15 protein-coding genes and 1 riboswitch are annotated in these 19,845 nt (G+C 42.2%); of the genes, 10 read left to right on the top strand and 5 right to left on the bottom strand.

All coding sequences use genetic code 11. The features are described from left to right. Positions 1-22 precede the first annotated feature (22 nt). Complete coding sequence (gene aspS / locus ACO1R6_RS04450; protein WP_486262527.1) at positions 23-1,774, bottom strand: aspartate--tRNA ligase; 1,752 nt, start codon at positions 1,772-1,774, stop codon at positions 23-25. Positions 1,775-2,684: 910 nt separating this feature from the next. Here aspS and ACO1R6_RS04445 point away from each other — a divergent pair. The 3 genes from ACO1R6_RS04445 (at position 2,685) to ACO1R6_RS04435 (ending at position 4,422) form a co-directional block, all read left to right on the top strand. Continuing rightward, entirely contained in the window at positions 2,685-3,239 is a 555-nt protein-coding gene (locus tag ACO1R6_RS04445) for a hypothetical protein (protein WP_486262526.1), read from the top strand. A 73-nt stretch (positions 3,240-3,312) separates the two neighbouring features. Further along, positions 3,313-3,759 carry a nucleoside deaminase gene (locus tag ACO1R6_RS04440; RefSeq protein WP_486262524.1) on the top strand — a complete coding sequence of 149 codons (447 nt, stop codon included), beginning with the start codon at positions 3,313-3,315 and terminating at the stop codon, positions 3,757-3,759. 54 nt (positions 3,760-3,813) lie between these two features. After that, positions 3,814-4,422 (top strand): superoxide dismutase, encoded by a 609-nt coding sequence (locus tag ACO1R6_RS04435; protein WP_486262523.1) that lies wholly within the window; start codon positions 3,814-3,816, stop codon positions 4,420-4,422. An 86-nt stretch (positions 4,423-4,508) separates the two neighbouring features. Here ACO1R6_RS04435 and ACO1R6_RS04430 read toward each other — a convergent pair whose 3' ends face one another. After that, a complete protein-coding gene (locus ACO1R6_RS04430; protein WP_486262522.1) occupies positions 4,509-5,807 on the bottom strand; it encodes a NupC/NupG family nucleoside CNT transporter in 1,299 nt (432 codons plus the stop codon). A 295-nt stretch (positions 5,808-6,102) separates the two neighbouring features. Then, a riboswitch (SAM riboswitch) is annotated at positions 6,103-6,204 on the top strand. A gap of 236 nt (positions 6,205-6,440) precedes the next feature. Here ACO1R6_RS04430 and ACO1R6_RS04425 point away from each other — a divergent pair. The 6 genes from ACO1R6_RS04425 (at position 6,441) to ACO1R6_RS04400 (ending at position 15,406) form a co-directional block, all read left to right on the top strand. Further along, a complete protein-coding gene (locus tag ACO1R6_RS04425; RefSeq protein ID WP_486262521.1) occupies positions 6,441-7,787 on the top strand; it encodes an O-acetylhomoserine aminocarboxypropyltransferase/cysteine synthase family protein in 1,347 nt (448 codons plus the stop codon). Positions 7,788-7,966: 179 nt separating this feature from the next. After that, entirely contained in the window at positions 7,967-8,995 is a 1,029-nt protein-coding gene (gene metX / locus ACO1R6_RS04420; protein ID WP_486262519.1) for a homoserine O-acetyltransferase MetX, read from the top strand. Positions 8,996-8,998: 3 nt separating this feature from the next. Further along, a complete protein-coding gene (locus ACO1R6_RS04415; RefSeq protein ID WP_486262517.1) occupies positions 8,999-10,261 on the top strand; it encodes a homoserine dehydrogenase in 1,263 nt (420 codons plus the stop codon). A 1,192-nt stretch (positions 10,262-11,453) separates the two neighbouring features. Then, a complete protein-coding gene (locus tag ACO1R6_RS04410; protein ID WP_486262516.1) occupies positions 11,454-12,935 on the top strand; it encodes a DUF6056 family protein in 1,482 nt (493 codons plus the stop codon). A 36-nt stretch (positions 12,936-12,971) separates the two neighbouring features. Then, positions 12,972-13,883, top strand: a complete 912-nt coding sequence (locus ACO1R6_RS04405; protein WP_486262514.1) for a S66 peptidase family protein — start codon at positions 12,972-12,974, stop codon at positions 13,881-13,883. Positions 13,884-13,948: 65 nt separating this feature from the next. Then, a complete protein-coding gene (locus tag ACO1R6_RS04400) occupies positions 13,949-15,406 on the top strand; it encodes a potassium/proton antiporter (RefSeq protein WP_486262513.1) in 1,458 nt (485 codons plus the stop codon). A gap of 18 nt (positions 15,407-15,424) precedes the next feature. Here ACO1R6_RS04400 and ACO1R6_RS04395 read toward each other — a convergent pair whose 3' ends face one another. From ACO1R6_RS04395 to ACO1R6_RS04385, 3 genes are all read right to left on the bottom strand, one after another. Then, entirely contained in the window at positions 15,425-16,438 is a 1,014-nt protein-coding gene (locus tag ACO1R6_RS04395; RefSeq protein ID WP_486262511.1) for a M28 family peptidase, read from the bottom strand. Further along, on the bottom strand, positions 16,428-17,912 hold the full coding sequence (gene cysS / locus ACO1R6_RS04390) for a cysteine--tRNA ligase (protein ID WP_486262510.1): 1,485 nt from the start codon (positions 17,910-17,912) through the stop codon (positions 16,428-16,430). Before cysS ends, ACO1R6_RS04395 begins: the two co-directional genes overlap by 11 nt. Positions 17,913-18,018: 106 nt before the next feature. Beyond that, positions 18,019-19,119, bottom strand: coding sequence for an endonuclease/exonuclease/phosphatase family protein (locus ACO1R6_RS04385; RefSeq protein ID WP_486262508.1), 1,101 nt, complete (start codon positions 19,117-19,119; stop codon positions 18,019-18,021). Between the two features lie 206 nt (positions 19,120-19,325). Here ACO1R6_RS04385 and ACO1R6_RS04380 point away from each other — a divergent pair, with 206 nt between their 5' ends. Next, positions 19,326-19,841, top strand: a complete 516-nt coding sequence (locus ACO1R6_RS04380) for a ribosome maturation factor RimP (RefSeq protein WP_486262506.1) — start codon at positions 19,326-19,328, stop codon at positions 19,839-19,841. Positions 19,842-19,845 lie beyond the last annotated feature (4 nt).

The raw sequence follows: 19,845 nt of genomic DNA, 5'->3' as shown, positions 1-19,845 counted from the left end.
CTTTAAATTTATAGTTAATATTTTACTTGGTTTTTACCTGAATCTGCAATTCATTTAATTGTTCCGATGAAATAGGTGAAGGCGAATCGATCATCATATCGCGGCCGGAATTATTTTTAGGGAAAGCAATAAAATCCCGGATAGAATCGGCACCACCAAATAAAGAACAAAGCCGGTCGAAACCAAAAGCAATACCCCCGTGCGGCGGCGCGCCGTATTCAAAAGCATTAAGTAAAAAGCCAAATTGTGCCTGGGCTTCTTCGTCGGTAAAGCCCAAAAGTTTAAACATACGCTCTTGCAAAGGCCGGTCGTAAATCCGGATAGATCCACCGCCTACTTCTACCCCGTTTATAACCATGTCGTAGGCATTGGCCCGTACGGCACCGGCATTGCTATCCAGCAATGCAATGTCTTCGGGTTTAGGAGAGGTAAACGGATGGTGCATCGCAAAATAACGTTGGGCTTCGTCGTTCCACTCTAGCAACGGAAAATCTACTACCCACAACGGCGAAAATTTATTTTTATCGCGCAGCCCCAGGCGTTCGCCCATTTCTAACCGAAGCTCCGATAACGCTTTGCGGGTTTTATCGGTATTACCGGCTACAATCAAAAACAAATCGCCGGGTTCAGCCGCAAAAGCTTGTGCCCAGGCCTGTAAAGCCTCTTGGTTAAAAAATTTATCTACCGATGACTTAACCGTACCGTCGGCTTCTACGCGGGCGTAAATTAACCCAGTTGCGCCTAATTGCGGTTTCTTTACAAATTCGGTTAGTTCGTCGAGTTGCTTGCGGGTATAGCTTGCGCTATTTTTAGCGTTAATGCCAATTACCAATTCAGCTTCGTCAAAAACTTTAAACCCTTGCCCTTTTACCCTTTCGGTTAAGTCCACAAACTTCATTTCAAAACGCGTATCCGGCTTATCGTTACCGTAATATTGCATGGCATCGGCGTAGGTCATGCGGGGCAGCGTATCAATCTCTAAGCCTTTTACTTGGGCAAACAAGTGTTTTACTAAACCTTCAAATGTATTCAGAATATCTTCCTGGGTAACAAACGAGAGCTCGCAGTCAATCTGGGTAAACTCGGGCTGCCGGTCGGCGCGTAAATCTTCGTCGCGGAAGCATTTTACAATCTGAAAATATTTATCGAAACCCGAAACCATTAACAACTGCTTAAAGGTTTGCGGCGATTGCGGCAAAGCATAAAACTCGCCGGGGTTCATGCGCGAGGGTACCACAAAATCGCGGGCGCCTTCGGGCGTAGATTTAATTAATACCGGAGTTTCTACTTCAATAAACTGACGCGCATCTAAATAAGCGCGGGTTTGTTGCATCATTTGGTGGCGCAGTTCCAGGTTTTTACGCACGGCATTGCGGCGTAAATCTAAATAGCGGTATTTCATGCGCAAATCGTCGCCGCCATCGGTTTCGTCTTCGATCAGGAAAGGCGGCAGTTTGGCCGGATTGAGTACCGCCAGCTCTTTCACCTGAATTTCTATATCACCGGTTGCCAGTTTATCGTTTTTAGAAATGCGCTCAATAACACTGCCGGTGGCTTTTATAACGTATTCCCGCCCTAGTTCGCGGGCAGCTACCAATATTTCCGGGGCAGTTACGCCTTCTTCGAGCTTTAATTGCGTTAAGCCATACCGGTCCCGAATATCAATCCACATCATACCGCCTTTATCGCGGGTTTTGTGCACCCAACCCGTTAAGGTAACTTCAGTGCCGACATGAGAAATATTTAGTTCGCCGCAAGTATGTGTTCGTAGCATAATAAACGTAAATAGGCAAATATTTTAAGTTAGATATATTTTATTTGAATAAGCCCGAAGCAAGTTCCCGGCTTTTCTGATAACAGGTCAAACTTAAAGAAAATAAATTTAACTGCCATAGCCTACTATTTAAATAGCGGCAATAAAAGCTTATAGCGGAATTAATTCGCGCTATATTTATGGGGAAATTAAAGAATTGAATAGGGTAAGTACCTCTTAACTGCAGAAAAAACTGATTAAACTTAATAAGGAGGTAGTAAAAAGTAAGAGAAAATTGCCGGGCAAAAATTAATTTCAGGGATAGGTGCTGGCAAAAAAGCTAACCAGCCTGGCTGTAGATTCTTTGGAGGGATTAACTTTCTTGTTTTGAGCGGTTTTGTTATCATCAGCATCGGAGCCCAAAGAAATTAACAAAACAATAAATACTGCTAAGTGAAAAACCAAGGAAGTTAAACTGTATAACTCCCGCTTCTTTTTTGTACTAATACGCCGCATATTCACCAAAATTTTAGCCATCTACAAAATTAAAAAAGCCCGAAGTTGCACTTTCACTTGCTCAATAACTTTTAAAACCGGAACAAAGTTATTATTCCGGCTAAAAAGCTGCAAGCTAAATCTAATTATTTTTTCAACACCATATTAATTTAACTATATATAACCTTGATCAACAAGCAACTATAATGTATTTTTTACAATTAGTGCACAACAAGAATAACGGCAGCAATCAATTGTTTATTTTATTTAATTTATGATTTTTTTTATAAACCTTCATTAAAGCACTTTCTATTGTTAAAAGTTACAACCCTTAAATATAAGTCTCTAAATTTGTAAGTGAATACACTTAGTGGCAATATAATTGCTAATTAGTCTACGTTTATAAAAAATAATTAAAAGAATAACCCCTTTACCCATGAAATATTATTTAGCTGGCCTTAGCCTTTTTATTATTTTGGTTGGTTTTGCAGCCCCTAAATTAAAAACAGTAAATATCTCTAAAGATATCTCCATTGCTTTGCCACAAGATTTTGTGGTTATGCCGGATGATGCCATTGCTTCTAAATATCCGTCGCCGCGAAAGCCTTTGGCCGCCTATAGCAGCAACAATGGCCAGATTGATTTTATTCTTACCGAAAGGCCCAGCATGTTTCATCAGAATGATTTAAAAATGGTGCAGGATTTTTACAAAGCCAGCATCAATAACAAATATTCTGAAGTTAAATTTATCCGCAACGAAATAAAAAAAGTTAAGAACCAGGAATTTGTGGTTTTTGAGTTTACTTCTGTAATGCGCGACGAAGAAGCCCGTAGTAAAAAATTTGCTCCTATCCGGCGCTATACCATTGTGCAGTACACCATTGCCAAAGAAAAACTTTTAATATTTACCTTTAACGTACCCATAGATTTAAAAGAAGCCTGGCAGGAAACTGCCCACAAAATTATGCAGTCAATTAAAGTTAGTGCATAACCCTACAAGGGCTAAGGCACGTACTATAATTGTTTATCAGTCTTATTTTTCCATATAAACCCTTTTTTGCTTAGTGCTTACTATTTTTAGCGACGAATATTTTATGCGGGAGGCTTACAAACAAGCTTTATACGCCAAAGAAGAAGGGGAAATTCCGATTGGGGCTGTGGTGGTTTGCGGTAACAAAATTATTGCCAAGGCTTATAACCAAACCGAAAAACTAAACGATGTAACGGCCCACGCCGAAATTTTGGCTATTACCGCCGCCTCTAATAATATTGGTAACAAATACCTGAAAGATTGTACGTTGTATGTTACCGTAGAGCCCTGTGTAATGTGTGCCGGAGCCAGTTACTGGGCGCAACTTAAACGGGTAGTATTTGCCACCCCCGATGTTAAAAGAGGCTTCCGGCGCTTCGGCGGCCAATTATTACACCCTAAAACCGAACTGGAAACAGGCATTCTGGCGCACGAATGCGCTAATCTAATGTCAGAATTCTTTTTGAATAAACGGATATAGCCTCTATATTTGACCTGCAAGCAAAATATATTCTAACCTTTAAAAGATAAAACTATGGCTTTTGAATTACCTCAGCTACCCTATGCTTACGATGCACTGGAGCCCCACATTGATAGCCAAACGATGGAAATTCATCATACAAAACACCATCAGGCTTATACCACTAATTTAAATAACGCTATCCAGGGTACCGACCTGGAAGGTAAATCGATAGAAGAAATTTTACAGCAGATTAGCCAGGCGCCGGCGGCCGTGCGCAACAATGGTGGTGGTTATTATAACCATAATTTGTTCTGGAAAATACTTTCACCGAACGGTGGCGGCGAGCCAACCGGCCCGGTTGCCGAAGCTATTAAAAATTCTTTTGGCTCATATGAGAAATTTAAAGAAGAATTTACCAAAGCCGCTACTACCCGTTTTGGTTCTGGCTGGGCCTGGCTTTGCAAAATGGAGGGCAATTCTCTGCAAATTTGTTCCAGCGCCAACCAAGACAACCCGCTTATGGATGTAGATAGCTGTAACGGTTTCCCGATACTGGGCTTAGATGTTTGGGAACATGCTTATTACTTAAAATACCAGAATCGTCGGCCAGATTATATTAACGCCTTTTTTAACGTAATTAACTGGGACGAAGTAAACCGCCGGTTTACCGAAGGCAATTAAGTATAGCTCCCTTCAGGCATAATAAGAAAGCCCATCTGGTTAGATGGGCTTTCTTATTATGCTATAACAGTGGGTATAAAAGCCAGTTAAATGGAATATAATATTCCGGCTACGGTAGCCGTCATTAAACACGCAATAGAAGCCCCTAACAGAGCATACAATCCTAAACGCGATAAATTACCTTGCTGGTTGGGAGCCATGCTGCCAATACCACCTATTTGGATGGCAATAGAGCTAAAGTTAGAAAAGCCACATAACGCGTACGTAGCCATTACCACCGATTTAGGGCTAAGGGTGCCTGCCGCCTTCATTTTAGATAAATCTAAATAAGCCACAAATTCATTAATAGCAGTTTTCTGCCCCAGTAAACTCCCTACTTGCAGGGTATCTACCCACGGAATGCCAATTAAAAAAGCAAATACCCGGAATATTTGGCCCAACAGGTATTGAAAAGAAAGTCCGCTAAACTGACCGCTCGTGCTGTTTACAATTACGTCGTTTAACCCCGATACGCTACCTACTTTTAATAAGATATAATTAAGCAAAGCAATTATGGCAATAAAAGCCAGCAGCATGCCGCCCACGTTAGCCGCCAGCCGCAAACCATCGGCGGCTCCAATAGACATAGCATCGATAATATTTACCCCCAATGCTTCTTTGTTAACCTCTAATTGGGTATTAATTTTTTCTTCTTCTGTTTCGGGCACCAGCATTTTAGCCAATACAATTCCGGCCGGGGCATTCATAACCGAAGCCGTTAGCAAATGCGCCGCAAAAACAGTTTGCTGAACCGGATCGCTGCCGCCTAAGAAAGAAACATAAGCAGCCAGTACTCCACCCGCCAGCGTGGCCATGCCACCCGTCATGAGGCACATTAACTCCGATTTAGTCATGCTGGCAATAAATGGCCGTACCAGGAGCGGTGCTTCGGTTTGGCCCAGAAAAATATTGCCGGCGGCCGATAAACTCTCGGCTCCCGACAACCTCATGCCTTTAGACATAATCCAGGCAATACCGTAAACTATCTTTTGCAAAACGCCCAGATAGTATAAACCCGCCGATACGGTTGAAAAGAAAATGATAGTAGGTAATACGTTAAAAGCAAAAATATACCCCAGGCCACCATTTTGGGCGGGGTCGGCGAGGCTACCAAATAAAAATTGGGCACCCGCACTGGAAAAGCTCAGAAGTTTTACAAAAACACGGCTTAAAAATTCAAAAATACCGGATATAAAAGCCACTTTGGTTACCAAGGCACCAAATAAAATTTGTAAAAACACCCCCACGCCTACTAGTCGCCAGTTTATTCTTTTTCTATTTGTTGAAAAAATATAGCCAATACCTAGTAAAACGAGTAAGCCCAGGAGGCCTCTTACTATTTCCATAAATTGCAGGTCCAATAAAAGGACAAAAGTACTTTATATCGCGGTTAAAACAAATATCATTAAAAGCGCTGCAGGCAAAAAAAGTATAATTCTGGCACTAAACTTTTATACTTAATACACAGCTAATTTGTAGTAAATTAATCCTAATTATTTATTTAACTTATCTGGCTAAAGACATATTTTCTTAGTTACACCAGCAAGCGCCTTTATTAAATTTTTAGCAAAAAATTAGAAAGCTCCATAGAAATTTATTTTATTTGCAACAGTATTACCCTTTCCTGATTTATTAAGGATTGATTTATAAAGAAGAGGCGAGAGAATAGGCTCCGGGACCCTCTGGCAACCTCACCCGACTGAAAGGTGCCAAATCCTATCCCAGCAATGGGAAATATAAATTAAGAACAACATGAAAAAACTTTCTTTCTTAGCCAGTGCGCCCGATGCCGTTTACCTGGCACCCAATGACCTTATGGTATCTGTTTACCTACCTGTAACAAGTTGTTGTTGCTGTTGTAGCCCCCAGCAACCTTAAGGTTTATACCTTTTCTGTGCGTATTATGCATTTTACCGTTATAAACAAAAACGGCCTTTTTATTAGAATCAAAAAATAACCTGATCCCCAAAAGAAAATATATGTCAAACCAAAGCCTTAATTTCGAAACGCTGCAATTACACGCCGGCCAGGAAGTAGATCCCACCACTGGTTCACGGGCCGTGCCTATTTACCAAACCTCTTCTTATGTTTTTAAAAATGCCGAGCATGGCGCCAATCTATTTGCCTTAAAAGAGTTTGGCAATATTTATACCCGGATTATGAACCCCACTACCGATGTGTTTGAAAAACGGGTAGCGGCTTTAGAAGGAGGTGTAGCCGGTTTAGCTGTGGCTTCGGGCCAGGCCGCCCAATTTATTGCTTTAAATAATATTTTAGAGCCCGGCGATAATTTTGTGAGTACTTCGTTTTTATACGGTGGTACCTACAACCAATTTAAAGTAGCTTTTAAGCGCCTGGGCATTGAGGTACGTTTTGCTGACGGCGATAATCCGGAAAGCTTTGCCCGCTTAATCGATGATAAAACCAAGGCGCTTTACCTGGAAACCATTGGCAACCCCGGCTTTAATATTCCGGATTTTGAAGCCATTGCGGCCCTCGCTGAACAACACGATTTACCTTTAATTGTAGATAATACATTTGGTGCGGCTGGCTATTTATTCCGCCCCTTGGAGCACGGCGCACATATTGTGGTACAATCGGCTACCAAATGGATTGGCGGCCACGGTACCAGCATTGGCGGCGTTATTGTAGACGGCGGTAAATACGATTTTAATAAACCTAAATACCCGCAGTTCTCTATGCCGGCCGAAGGCTACCACGGTTTGGTATTTGGCGATGTATTCGGCCCCAATGGTCCGTTTGGCAATATTCAGTTTGCTATAAGAGCGCGGGTAGAAGGTCTGCGGGATTTTGGCCCGGCCATTAGTCCGTTTAACTCTTTCCTGCTGTTACAGGGCCTGGAAACTTTATCGTTGCGGGTACAGCGCCACGTAGAAAATGCCCTGGAGCTGGCTAACTGGCTGGAACAGCACCCCGATGTAGAAAGCGTAAATTATCCGGGTTTGGCCAGCAGCCCTTATTACCAATTAGCGAATAAATATTTAAAACGCGGGTACGGTGCTATGCTGTCGTTTAACCTTAAAGGCAGTAAAGCCAACGCTACCACATTTATTGATAGCTTAAGCCTGATAAGTCATTTAGCCAACGTAGGCGATGCCAAAACCCTGATTATTCAGCCATCGGCTACTACCCACCAGCAGTTAAACGAGCAGGAGCAGAAAAATGCCGGCGTAACTCCTACCCTGCTGCGCATTTCGGTAGGTCTGGAGCACATCGACGATATTAAAGCCGATTTAGAACAAGCTTTTCAGAAAGTACGGAGCGCTGCACAAGAAACGTTAGCAACCGCAGATTCTAAAAATTAATACCGGCAGCAAAACATCTAAATAAATTATTTATTGGTGGGCAACTTAACCTTGGTTAAACTTGCCCACCGGTAAACAAACCAAACACTTGATAAAACAAATTATTTATTCCTGCATAAATGGGTGGTGTAGCTTGCCACCGCATTTATGTTTTAATATCAGTTTCTATACCCAATAGCATGCCGCAGGAAATATTTAAGCACCCGTACCCTTTCGCGCTGGAGAGCGGGCAAATTTTACCCGAAATCCAGATTACGTACCATACTTACGGGAAATTAAATCAGAAGAAAGATAACGTTATTTGGGTGTGTCACGCCTTAACGGCTAACTCAGATGTACTGGATTGGTGGAAAGGATTATTTGGCGACGGCAATTTATTTAACCCGCAAGAACACTTTATTATTTGCGCCAATGTGCTGGGCTCCTGTTACGGCACTACCGGTCCTTTAAGCCTAAACCCCGTTACCAACCAGCCTTACTGCCAGGCTTTTCCGCAAATTACCATTCGGGATATGGCCGAGGCCCACGATTTATTACGTCGCCACCTGGAAATTGAACAGATTCATACGTTAATTGGCGGTTCTTTGGGCGGCCAGCAAGCTTTAGAATTTGCTATTCTGAAACCACAGCATATAAAAAATTTAATTGTTGTGGCCACCAATGCCTTTCATTCGCCGTGGGGTATTGGTTTTAACGAGGCCCAACGCCTGGCTATTTTCGCCGACGAAACTTACCGGCAAAATATTCCGTCCGGGGGGCGCAATGGTTTAAAAGCCGCTCGCGCTGTTGCTTTACTTAGTTACCGCAATTACGACACCTATTCTAAAACTCAGTTCGAAACCGACTTATCTAAAACCGATAATTTCCGGGCCAGCTCTTACCAGAACTATCAAGGCGATAAACTGGTAAACCGTTTTGATGCGTACGCTTATGTTTCGCTAAGCCGCTCCATGGATTCGCACAACGTAGGCCGGCACCGGGGCAGCGTAGAGGCCGCTCTGGCCGAGGTAAAAGCTAAAACCTTGGTAATTGGTATCAGTTCCGATGTTTTGTTTCCGGTATCGGAACAGAAATATATAGCGGCGCACATTGCCAACGCCGCTTACCAGGAAATAGATTCTTTTTATGGCCACGATGGTTTTTTAATTGAAACCGGCCAGCTTACCCAATTATTAGAAGCATTCTACGGGCTTTCCGTAGCCAAATAAATCATGACAACACACAAAGATTTAAACATAGGCTTATTTGGTTTTGGCGTGGTGGGCCAGGGCCTTTACGATGTTTTACGTAACAGCCGGGGCATAAAAGCCAGTATTGCCCGCATTTGCGTAAAAGACCGGACCAAAAAGCGCAAGCTACCGCTCGATTATTTTACTTTCGATAAATACGAGTTGCTGAACAACCCCGAAATTGACCTGATTGTAGAGTTGATAGACGATGCCGAAGAAGCTTTCCTGATTGTATCGGAAGCCATGAAAAAAGGCAAAAGCGTAGTTACCGCTAATAAAAAAATGGTGGCCCAGCACCTCCAAGAATTGGTACAGCTACAAGAAGAAAACGGGGTTTCTTTGTTATACGAAGCCTCGTGCTGCGGCAGTATTCCTATTATTCGTACTTTAGAAGAATATTACGACAACGAGTTGCTTTACTCAGTAAGTGGCATTTTCAATGGTTCGTCTAACTATATTTTATCTAAAATATTTAACGAAGGCTTGGGCTACGAAGTAGCTTTAAAACAAGCCCAGGATTTAGGCTTTGCCGAAACCGACCCGACATTGGATGTAGGCGGTTTCGACCCGAAATACAAACTTACCATTATTGCGGCGCATGCTTTTGGTTTATTCCTGAACCCGGATAATATTTTCAACATTGGCATTCAGAAATTATCGCAACACGATATTCAGTACGCCAAAGAAAAGGGCTACAAAATAAAGTTAGTACCGCACGTAAGCAAAGTAGATGAGGCTACTATTTCCTTATTTGTAATGCCGCAGTTTGTAAACCGGTTTCACCCATTATTTAATGTCGAAAACGAAAACAACGGCGTAATTGTAGAAGCTGCTTTTTCGGAGAAGCAATTCTTCTCGGGTAAAGGTGCCGGCGGTTATCCCACCGGTTCGGCGGTATTATCCGATATTTCGGCGCTTACCTACGGCTATAAGTATGAGTACAAAAAGCATTTACAGCACATAGAAGTTAACTCGTCGGATAATATTGAGGTAGAAGTTTACCTGCGCTACGCCGATAAAGCCTTGTTGCAGCAATTACCTTTTGCCAGCATTAGCGAGAAGTTCCAGAGCCAGGATTTCCGGTATGTGATTGGTTTTATTAAACTCGAAACGTTGTTGCAAAACCAGGATTTATTGCGGGCCTCAGATGCCTTTTTGGTAAGCACCGGCAATTTTAAATCGGTTGACAAAACTAATAACTATGAAGTAGAGAAAGTGGCTGTATTCTCTGCAGATGAGAACTAAAGAAGGCTTGCGTAACCAGAATAAATTTACGTAAGGCTAAATTAAGTACGTGCCAAGTTTTAATTATCGCAAAACCATAGTTTCCAGTATTTTGCCTTGATATGTTTCTTTCTAATCCTGATTAGAGCCTTGGCTTAAACCTATTGATAGTTTTACGATTTTAAAATAAAGCTATCTTCAAGCCGCCGGCATAAATAAATCGGAATTATATTAGCTATTATAAAGCAGGTGAAAAGATTAGGCTTTGCACCTGCTTTTTCCTTATATCTGCATATTCCGGAGCAAATCGAGCAATTTTATAAAGTGCCAAAATAAGCTAAAAAATACCCTGAGGAGGTGTGTTTGCGGGTATGAAGTGGTAACCAAGTGCCGTTTTCATCCTAAAAATTTGATTGTTCTTTAAAGTGCCTAATGGGTATTTGTATTGTGAGCTGCGCTTTTTCGAAAATTTCAACCTGATTATGTCTCAACTAGATTTTATTTTACCTTGTTATAATCCGGCACCAGGTTGGCTCGGTATAATTATTAAAAATGTTAATGCCATAAATAAGTTTTTCCCCGGAACTGACTTAATTATTTAGTAGATGAGGCTCGATAAAAGGCACTAAGCCCGCAGCTATTAACCTACTACGGCAAAGATTAGTTAATTTCACCTATCTATGCTACCCGGATAATCAAGGTAAAGATTTATACCTTACACCATGGTTTGCAAACGTGCCGTCACGAATTTTACTTTTATACAGATGTGGACTTCCCGTACCTACCCTGACCCGAAGTTTGGTGACCGTTTATAATACATTATTAACGAGCAATTCTGATATTGCAGTTGGAACCCACAATCACCAGTATTATAAAGGTATTCCGGTCTTTAAATCGGACGTTTCCAGGCTCATTAAATTTTAATTATTGGTTTTAGAGTTACACATAATGATACCCAATGCGGTCTGAGGATGTAATCGCAATAACAGGGCTCTTTTTCAAAAAACCAGATTAACCGTTATTTATTTGATTTGGAGTTTATATTTTTAGCGTGTAAAAAAAACAAACATCCGGCTAACACCGCTGCCGGTATCCTTATGCCTGGTGTTAAGTTTCAATAGATGAATCTGCGCCACATAACTTCCGAAATCAAGTTTTTGGCATAGGTACTCCTATAAACATTATTTACCATTATGTTATATATAAATGCTTCATGCACTTTTTAAAAAATTATTTTACGGTTAGTTTGCTAATAATTATTTGTTTGCTTGGCGTAGGCGCTTTCTTCTGCCTATCATTTTACAACCATCCTACTATCGACGATTTTGGTCACGCCGATGCTGTAAAAAGATATGGTCGGATTGCCTTTCAGGAATTCCAATTCCAACATCGGACCGGACGGTATGCCTCTACTCTCATAGTGGCTCTGATTAATCCCTTAATTTATGCTAACTGGCTAACGGGTATTAAAATTTACCCAGTTCTGTTCCTAATTATATTTATTATAACTCTTACTTACTTTTTATACCAGTATTTCAACCAACGCTTGACGTATATTCAGACACTCCCTTTTTCGCTAGTCCTTTTTATTTGTTTTATCCTGGAGATGGAAAGCGTACAGGAATTATTTTACTGGTTTGCCGCCAATTGCGTATATGGTATTCCCCTAATTCTGTTTCTATTGCAACTAGTTTTGTTAACTAAATTGCTGTCGGACAAAGAACCGCAAAAAGCGGTTTTGAATATAACGGGCATTGCTTTCCTGAGTATCATACAGGTTGGCTCTAATGAATTGGCTTTGGTAAATACAGTAACCCTCAATTTTGCGGTGCTGGTTTATCTGTTTTACACCAATTCAAAAAAAACAGGCTTTATATACCTGATCGCTTTTTTACTTATTAGTGGGGCAGCTTTCTTTTCGTTGAGCGCACCTGGCAATCTGGCGCGAGCCAAAACCCTGAATAATGATATTATAACTACTACATCAGTTGTTTACGTAGCTAAAATATTATTAATAGCCGCGCAGTATTTACTTATTAAAATCAAGAACTGGATTTTTGGTTTACCCCTTGTCAGTACTTCTTTTCTGTTAGCTATTTTAATCTGGAAATACCAAGTAAAGCCCGTACTTAGGTTTAAAAACCTTTATCAAATCGTACTTTATATAGCGGCAGTATTTTTAACCTTAATTATGCAGCTTTTCCTGGTACTTTTTAGTACCGGTTTATCCGGATTAGTAGACCGGGCGGTAAATGTTATTTGGTTTAATTTTTTTATTTACTGGGTTGTTGGTTTATTTTTGCTAATTCCCTACTTGAAAGAAGACAGCCAAATTATTATTTCGCTCAACCGAAAGTTACAAACCCGGTTACTCAATCTTATTTTAATAATGTTTCTGGCAGGCATACTTTCTTCCTTTCATGTGGTACAGGCTTATCAGGATTTATTTTTCAAAGCCTCAAAATATGATGCCGGTTTAAAAAGCAGATACGCTACTTTGCGCAAAGCCAGAAATAATCATCGGCTGGTGCTGGCGGTTCCGCCGGTATTAGCCAATCCGCAAGCTTATCCCAAAACCATTTTTAAGGTAGAATTAAGTCCGGATTCCGCGCATTACTTTAATAGCAGTGTAGCTAGTTACTTTGGTCTTCGTTCTATCAAATTAGTCGACCCATCAGTTCCAGAGCTTCCCTAATGTATTATAACCAAAATACTTAATTATATTTTGCACATGCTTTCTCCCCTCTGTCTTAAGTCCGGTGATAAAATAGCCATTGTAGCCCTAGCCCGCAAAGTTGATTTAACTGATTTACAGCCGGCTATTCAAATGCTGGAAAGTTGGGGCTTAGAGGTAATATTAGGTGAAACCGTGCACGCCAGTTACCACCAGTTTGCCGGTCCTGATAGCCTCCGGATTGCTGATTTTCAGGCCGTTTTAGATAATCCCGAAATAAAAGCAGTATTTAGTGCCCGGGGGGGTTACGGCACTACCCGGCTGCTCGATAAGATAGATTTTACGCTATTCCGGCAAAATCCCAAATGGCTGATTGGCTTTAGTGATATTACCGCTTTGCACAGCCACGTCCATAATTTTGGTATTGAAAGCATCCATGGCACCATGCCCGCACTTTTTGCAAAAGCAGGTGCAGAAAATGCAGTAGAAAGTTTGCGCCGGGTATTATTTGGCCAGTCCATTACTTACGACGCGCCGGTGCACACGCTAAATAAAGCTGGCACGGGACAAGGCTTATTAATTGGGGGAAATTTAAGCTTGCTGGCAACTTGTATGGGTACGGCTTCGGATATAGATACAGCCGGAAAAATTCTTTTTCTCGAAGACCTCGACGAATATCTTTACCACATAGACCGCATGCTGGTGCAGTTAGACCGGACTGGTAAACTCAAATATCTGGCGGGTTTAATCGTAGGCGATATGAGCGACATGAAAGATAATGCCGTACCTTTTGGTAAAAATGCTTACGAAATAATTCAGGAACACGTAAGCCAATATAATTTCCCGGTAGCTTTTGGCTTCCCGACGGGCCACGAACCTGAAAACCTGGCCTTGGTTTGCGGGCGAACGGCCCAACTGGTGGTAAACGACTCCGGCACGACCCTGAACTATATTACGGCGACCACTTAAGCCAAAAGCCAGGCACTGAACCAACGAGAATAAATATTATTTCTATCTAATCTTGAAGCTTAGTAATGACATTATCCAACGAAAACATTCTTTTAATTGGTTCGATACTTTTGTTTATCAGCATACTGGCGGGTAAAGCATCTAACCGGTTTGGAGTGCCTACGCTGGTATTATTTTTACTGATTGGAATGCTGGCCGGCTCTGAAGGTATTGGCCAGATTTATTTCGACAACCCGGTTTCAGCGCAATTTGTGGGCGTAATTGCCCTGGTTTCCATTCTCTTCTCCGGTGGCTTAGATACCAACCTGCAACAAATAAAACCGGTTATTACCCGGGGTCTGGTGCTGTCTACGCTGGGCGTGCTCCTGACGGCAGGCGTGGTGGGCGTGTTTGTGGCTTACCTGCTCGATTTTAGTTTACTCGAAGGCTTTTTGCTGGGTGCTACGGTATCTTCTACCGATGCCGCCGCGGTCTTTTCAATTTTAAGGTCTAAAAGCATCGGCTTAAAAAATAACCTGCGTCCTACCCTGGAATTAGAAAGCGGCAGCAACGACCCGATGGCGTTTTTCCTAACCGTTTCACTTATTACTTTAATTCAGAACGAAGACCAGAGCTTTTGGAGCATTTTACCTATGTTTCTGAAACAAATGCTCTTTGGGGCAGCCATTGGTTATGCTATGGGGCGCGCCAGTGTGTTTATTATAAACCACATTGGTCTCGAAATAGAAGGCTTGTATACGGTACTGCTGCTGTCATTTGCTTTTTTTACTTACTCAGCTACCGATTTTGTAGGAGGCAACGGTTATTTAGCCGTGTATATTCTGGGCGTAATGCTGGGCAATAAAAGCTTTATTCATAAAAAAAGTTTACTTAATTTTTATGATGGGCTGGCCTGGCTCATGCAAATTATTTTGTTTTTGACCTTGGGTTTACTCGTTTTTCCGAGCCGCATTATGCCCATTATTGGCGTTGGTGTGCTTATTTCGGTTTTCCTGATTTTAGTGGCCCGGCCTTTAAGCGTTTTTATCAGTTTAAGTTTTTCTAAACTTAATTTCCGGAGTAAGCTTTTTATCTCGTGGGTGGGTTTGCGTGGAGCGGTACCCATTGTATTTGCGACTTACCCTTTGGTAGCCGGCGTACAAAAAGCCGACATGATTTTTAATATTGTATTTTTTATTTCGATTACGTCTATTGCCCTGCAAGGCACCACCCTTTCGGCTATTGCCAAATGGTTAAAGGTAGCCGAGCCAGAAACCCTTAAGTTAAAACAGGCCAGTGGCTTAGGTGTGCTTGAAAATTCAACGTCGGAGTTAATAGAAATTGAAATTCCGCCCAATGCCCCGGTGGTAGGTAAGCAAATAGTAGAAATCGGGTTCCCCAAAACCGCCTTAATTGTGGTAATAAAAAGAAATGATAATTACCTGACGCCCAATGGCGCTACCCGCCTGCAGCCCCTTGATAATTTACTGGTTCTCGCCGAATCGAAAGATGCAATTACCCAAATAAGTAATTTATTAGGTTAAAGTTACCGGCAAAATAGATTAAGCTGCCAACTGGTTGTAAATTACCTGTAAAACGGTTTGTCCCACTGCTTTTAAAGTATTCCGGTCTATGATACTCATGTTATCAGAGTGGCGGTGATGATATTTGCCAAAGGTGCCATCGGGGCTGGTTGGGTCATATTCAATTATGTCGATGCTGGGCACGCCACCTTGGGTCATAAACACGTGGTCGTCGGTAATGCCGCCATTATCGGCGTAAATAAAATAATCAGAAAAGCCTAACTGGCTGGCGGTTCGCCAAACGTTTGTTACTACTTGCGGCGCAAATTGCTTGGAGTTACCTTCTTGGGCAAACTTAGCTCCTTTAGCACCTACCATATCCAGCAGAATACCAAAATTAGCGGTATAATTTGCCTGGTGCTTGTTTTTAGCCCAATACTGCGAGCCCAAACACCAGGTTTCTTCGGTGCCGCCGTTCGCATTTCCGTAATCTTCACCGTCGAATAAAATAATGTCTACGCCAATACCGGGGTTGTTACGGGCCGTATTTAATACCCGGGCAATTTCCAGGAGAATACCTACCCCACTACCGCCATCATTGGCACCATCGGCAGGCTTATTTGTATTTACACTGTCTTTATCCGCAAAAGGCCGGGTATCCCAATGGGCCGCCAGTAAAATCCGGTTGGCAGCTCCGGGGTTATACGAACCAATAATATTGCGCAGCTTCAGCACTTTGCCATCGTAAGCCGTACTGGTAAACGATTGCACCTGCACGCGAGCGCCCAGGCTTTTTAATTTGCTAATCAGGTAATCGCCGCAAGCCACGTGTGCCGCTGAATTGGGCACGCGCGGACCAAAACTAACCTGCTTGGCAACATACTGGTAAGCCGAGTCTGGATTAAAGTCCGGGGCATTAATAGCAGAAGTAGCGGGTTGCTCCTGCGTTTGCTGGGTTTCGGTTTGGGAGGTATCGCCTTTTTTAAAATCGCAGCGCTGCGTTAAAAAAGTTACCCCCAGCAAAAAAGCAAGCCACTTAAATTTATTCTTCATAAGCCCAATCAATACCATTCTTCATGTCTTTTATAACCATGTTCTGCTTTTTAAACTCGGCCCGGATCTGATCTACGCGGGCGTAGTCTTTTGCTTCTTTGGCCTCTTTGTAAAAAGCGAGCAGTACTTCTAAAAAATTATTATTGTCGGTGGCTTTTTCTTCTTTTAACCCCAATACATCTTTTACCAGCGCGGTATAGGTTTGTTTTACCAACGCAAACGTCTCGGCACTGATGCTGTTTAACGGCATTGCACCGGTATAGATGCTATTAATTTTTTTAAGCAAATTAAACAAAGCGGCAATGGTCCGAGCGGTATTTAAATCGTCGTTTAAACCAATAAAACAATCGTTGGTTAACTTTTGTAACTCCGCATCGGCAGCAGGCAATATTTCTGCCTGCGTTGGGTATTGCAGCTTGTCTAAAACGTGTAAACCATTTATTAATTTTATATAACCCTTACGGGCGGCCAGCAATGCTTCGTTCGAGAAATCTAAAGTACTGCGGTAATGCGCTTGTAAAATAAAAAACCGCACGGTCATCGGCGAATACGCTTGCTGTAAAAGCGCGTGCCGCCCACTAAATAACTCCGATAAAGTAATAAAGTTATTCAGCGATTTACCCATTTTCTGGCCATTGATGGTAATCATGTTGTTGTGCACCCAATATTTAGCGGCGTCGGTGTGGCTGCTGGCCTGCGATTGGGCAATTTCGCATTCGTGGTGCGGAAACAACAAATCTAAACCGCCGCCATGAATATCAAACTCCTGGCCTAAATATTTGCGGCTCATGGCCGAGCACTCCAAATGCCAGCCCGGAAAGCCATCGCTCCACGGCGACGGCCAGCGCATAATGTGCGAATCCGAAGCTTTTTTCCAAAGGGCAAAATCCAGCGGTGACCGTTTCTCCGACTGCCCTTCCAGTTCGCGGGTGTTGGCCAGCAAATCTTCAATTACCCGCCCCGATAATTTACCGTAGCGCTGGTTTTGGTTATAAGCCGGCACATCAAAATAAACCGACCCGTTTACTTCGTAGCCTAAGCCATTGGCAATAATTTCTTTTATGAGTTCTATTTGCTCAATAATGTGGCCCGATGCGCGTGGTTCGATTGTTGGCGATAACACGTTAAGCGCCTGCAAATCCTGGTGGTAGCGGTTGGTATAATGCTGCACCACTTCCATAGGCTCTAGTTGCGCGGCCCGGGCTTTTTGGGCAATTTTATCTTCGCCTTCGTCGGCATCGTTTTCCAGATGCCCCACGTCGGTAATATTACGGACGTAGCGCACTTTGTATCCTAAATATTGCAGGTACCGGAAGAGTACATCAAACGTAATGGCGCTGCGGCTGTGACCTAAATGGGCTTCGCCGTAAACGGTTGGTCCGCACACGTACATACCTACAAAAGGCGCGTGCAGGGGCTCAAATATTTCTTTTTTTCGCGTTAGCGTATTATATAAAGATAAAGTCGATTGCATGGTCGCAAAAGTAATACTTTCTTTTTAGAATTTAGAAGTTAGGCGGCCCGACGAGAATTTATCTCGGCCGGCGGGTTGGTGTATTTTGCCCCAAGGGTGCTAATATTTATTCTCTTTTGTTCTTTAGCTTGTAAGTAGCGGTAGTTGGGAAATGATCAGAATAAGTGATGCTATCGTGCTGGGCGTAGTGCAAAACTTCCAGTTCGGGGCTACAAAATTGGTTATCGATGCGCACAAAAGGCAGTTTACCGTTATAGGTAGCTCCTACCCCAATACCTTTGGCCTGGAAAGCATTCGTCCGGTTTTTGCTTAAGCGCTCATAGGTATAACTATAAGGCAAATCGTTAATATCACCGCATAAAATTACCGGGTACGGACTTTTATCTACGTGCGCCAGCAGCGTATCTACCTGATCCGCTCTTTTTACCACGCCTTTTTTATAAATCCGGAGCAGCTTTAAACCTTCGGTCTTAAAATTTACCTGGTCTTTGTACGTATCTACAATATCCCGTTCATCAATACTCATCGACTGAAAATGAAAATTGTAGACCCGGATGGTATCTTGCGGCAACTTTATATCGGCAAACATGCCGTGGTTATTTTTAGCTTGTTTAAAAAAAATACTGCCTTTGTTTATAATGGGGTATTTAGAAAAAATGGCTAAGCCAAACTGAGCGCCAACGCTGTTTACCAGACCCTCCGATACAAAATAATATTTCTGGTGCTGCCGGCCAATTTTACTTACCGAATTATAAACTTTAGATGTTTTGTCGTTGTAAAATTCCTGCAGGCAATAAATATCGGCCGGGTGTTCGGCTACGTACCGGATTATTTTTTTTGAAGAGGTTTGATTTTTATCCTGCAAGTGGGCATACGTATTAAATATGCGCACATTGTAACTTAAAACTTGCAAAGTGGTGGGGTTTACTTCTAATAATTCGTTTGTGCGAGATAGGTTAAGGGCCAGCCCCCGGTTGTAATAAGACCACCCCAGTACCAAGACCACCAAAGGCAACAAAGCTTTAAACGAGCGCCGCAATAACCAGATAAAGAAAAACAAAACGTTAAGCACCAGGGCTCCCGGCAAAGTAAGCGCTACAAAAGCCGCCGGCCAGAAAGTTGCCGGCGATACGTGCATAAACCCTATGGCCAACAACAGCCATAAAATAACCAAACTATATACTCCCAGAGAAAATTTATTGCGCACGTTCAGGTAAGCTAATGAACAAACTTACAAATTCTGTTTTGGACGTACTAGCATCGGCAAAAAGAAAAATTTGTAAAAATTTATTACAAAAAAATACCTTTTAAATAAAAACAAGAATAAAAATTTGCACATTTTTTGTTTCATTAATAAACGTTGGTTGCTTCTAACCGAAAAATAACTTAAATTTGTACCGTTAAACAATGAAGATGGGGGGACTGCAGTCCCCTATTTTGTTTGTTATATCTTCTAAAATGGTTTTCAGCAAAGAAAATATACAAAAATTACTTACTGGTTGCTTACCCGACGACAATGTATTTATCGTGGGTATTCAGGTATCAGATTCGGCCGTAAAACAAAAAGTAACCGTTATTGCCGACGGCGACCAGGGCATTAGCATCGACCAATGTGCCACTATTAGCCGGCGGTTGGGCCGCCGCATAGAAGAAGCTTTTGGCGAAGAAATCAGTTACACGCTCGAAGTTACTTCGCCAGGCGCCGATCAGCCTTTGTTGTATCCCCGCCAGTATAAACGGCACGTGGGTCGCAAACTTAAATTGGTAATGCAGGACGGCTCTGAAAAAACCGGCGTACTGGAAAGTCTGACCGACACCGGCATTGTTTTGGCCGAAGAGAAAAAAGAGAAAAAGAAAGTCAGCACCAGTTTGGTGCCAATAGACTTTGCCGAGATAGCTAAGTCGAATATTGTAATATCATTTAAATAAAAGA

It is taken from the genome of Adhaeribacter sp. (genome assembly GCF_057359045.1).
Note: the sequence above shows the minus strand (reverse complement) of the source record. Positions and strands in the feature narration are given on the sequence as shown.

Excerpts from the sequence above, each read along its gene's own strand:
- ACO1R6_RS04430 (WP_486262522.1), bottom strand. The coding sequence starts at position 5,807 with ATGGAAATAGTAAGAGGCCTCCTGGGCTTACTCGTTTTACTAGGTATT.
- aspS (WP_486262527.1), bottom strand. The coding sequence starts at position 1,774 with ATGCTACGAACACATACTTGCGGCGAACTAAATATTTCTCATGTCGGC.
- ACO1R6_RS04435 (WP_486262523.1), top strand. The coding sequence starts at position 3,814 with ATGGCTTTTGAATTACCTCAGCTACCCTATGCTTACGATGCACTGGAG.
- ACO1R6_RS04400 (WP_486262513.1), top strand. The coding sequence starts at position 13,949 with ATGACATTATCCAACGAAAACATTCTTTTAATTGGTTCGATACTTTTG.
- ACO1R6_RS04395 (WP_486262511.1), bottom strand. The coding sequence starts at position 16,438 with ATGAAGAATAAATTTAAGTGGCTTGCTTTTTTGCTGGGGGTAACTTTT.
- ACO1R6_RS04425 (WP_486262521.1), top strand. The coding sequence starts at position 6,441 with ATGTCAAACCAAAGCCTTAATTTCGAAACGCTGCAATTACACGCCGGC.
- cysS (WP_486262510.1), bottom strand. The coding sequence starts at position 17,912 with ATGCAATCGACTTTATCTTTATATAATACGCTAACGCGAAAAAAAGAA.
- ACO1R6_RS04405 (WP_486262514.1), top strand. The coding sequence starts at position 12,972 with ATGCTTTCTCCCCTCTGTCTTAAGTCCGGTGATAAAATAGCCATTGTA.
- ACO1R6_RS04445 (WP_486262526.1), top strand. The coding sequence starts at position 2,685 with ATGAAATATTATTTAGCTGGCCTTAGCCTTTTTATTATTTTGGTTGGT.
- metX (WP_486262519.1), top strand. The coding sequence starts at position 7,967 with ATGCCGCAGGAAATATTTAAGCACCCGTACCCTTTCGCGCTGGAGAGC.
- ACO1R6_RS04415 (WP_486262517.1), top strand. The coding sequence starts at position 8,999 with ATGACAACACACAAAGATTTAAACATAGGCTTATTTGGTTTTGGCGTG.
- ACO1R6_RS04410 (WP_486262516.1), top strand. The coding sequence starts at position 11,454 with ATGCACTTTTTAAAAAATTATTTTACGGTTAGTTTGCTAATAATTATT.
- ACO1R6_RS04380 (WP_486262506.1), top strand. The coding sequence starts at position 19,326 with ATGGGGGGACTGCAGTCCCCTATTTTGTTTGTTATATCTTCTAAAATG.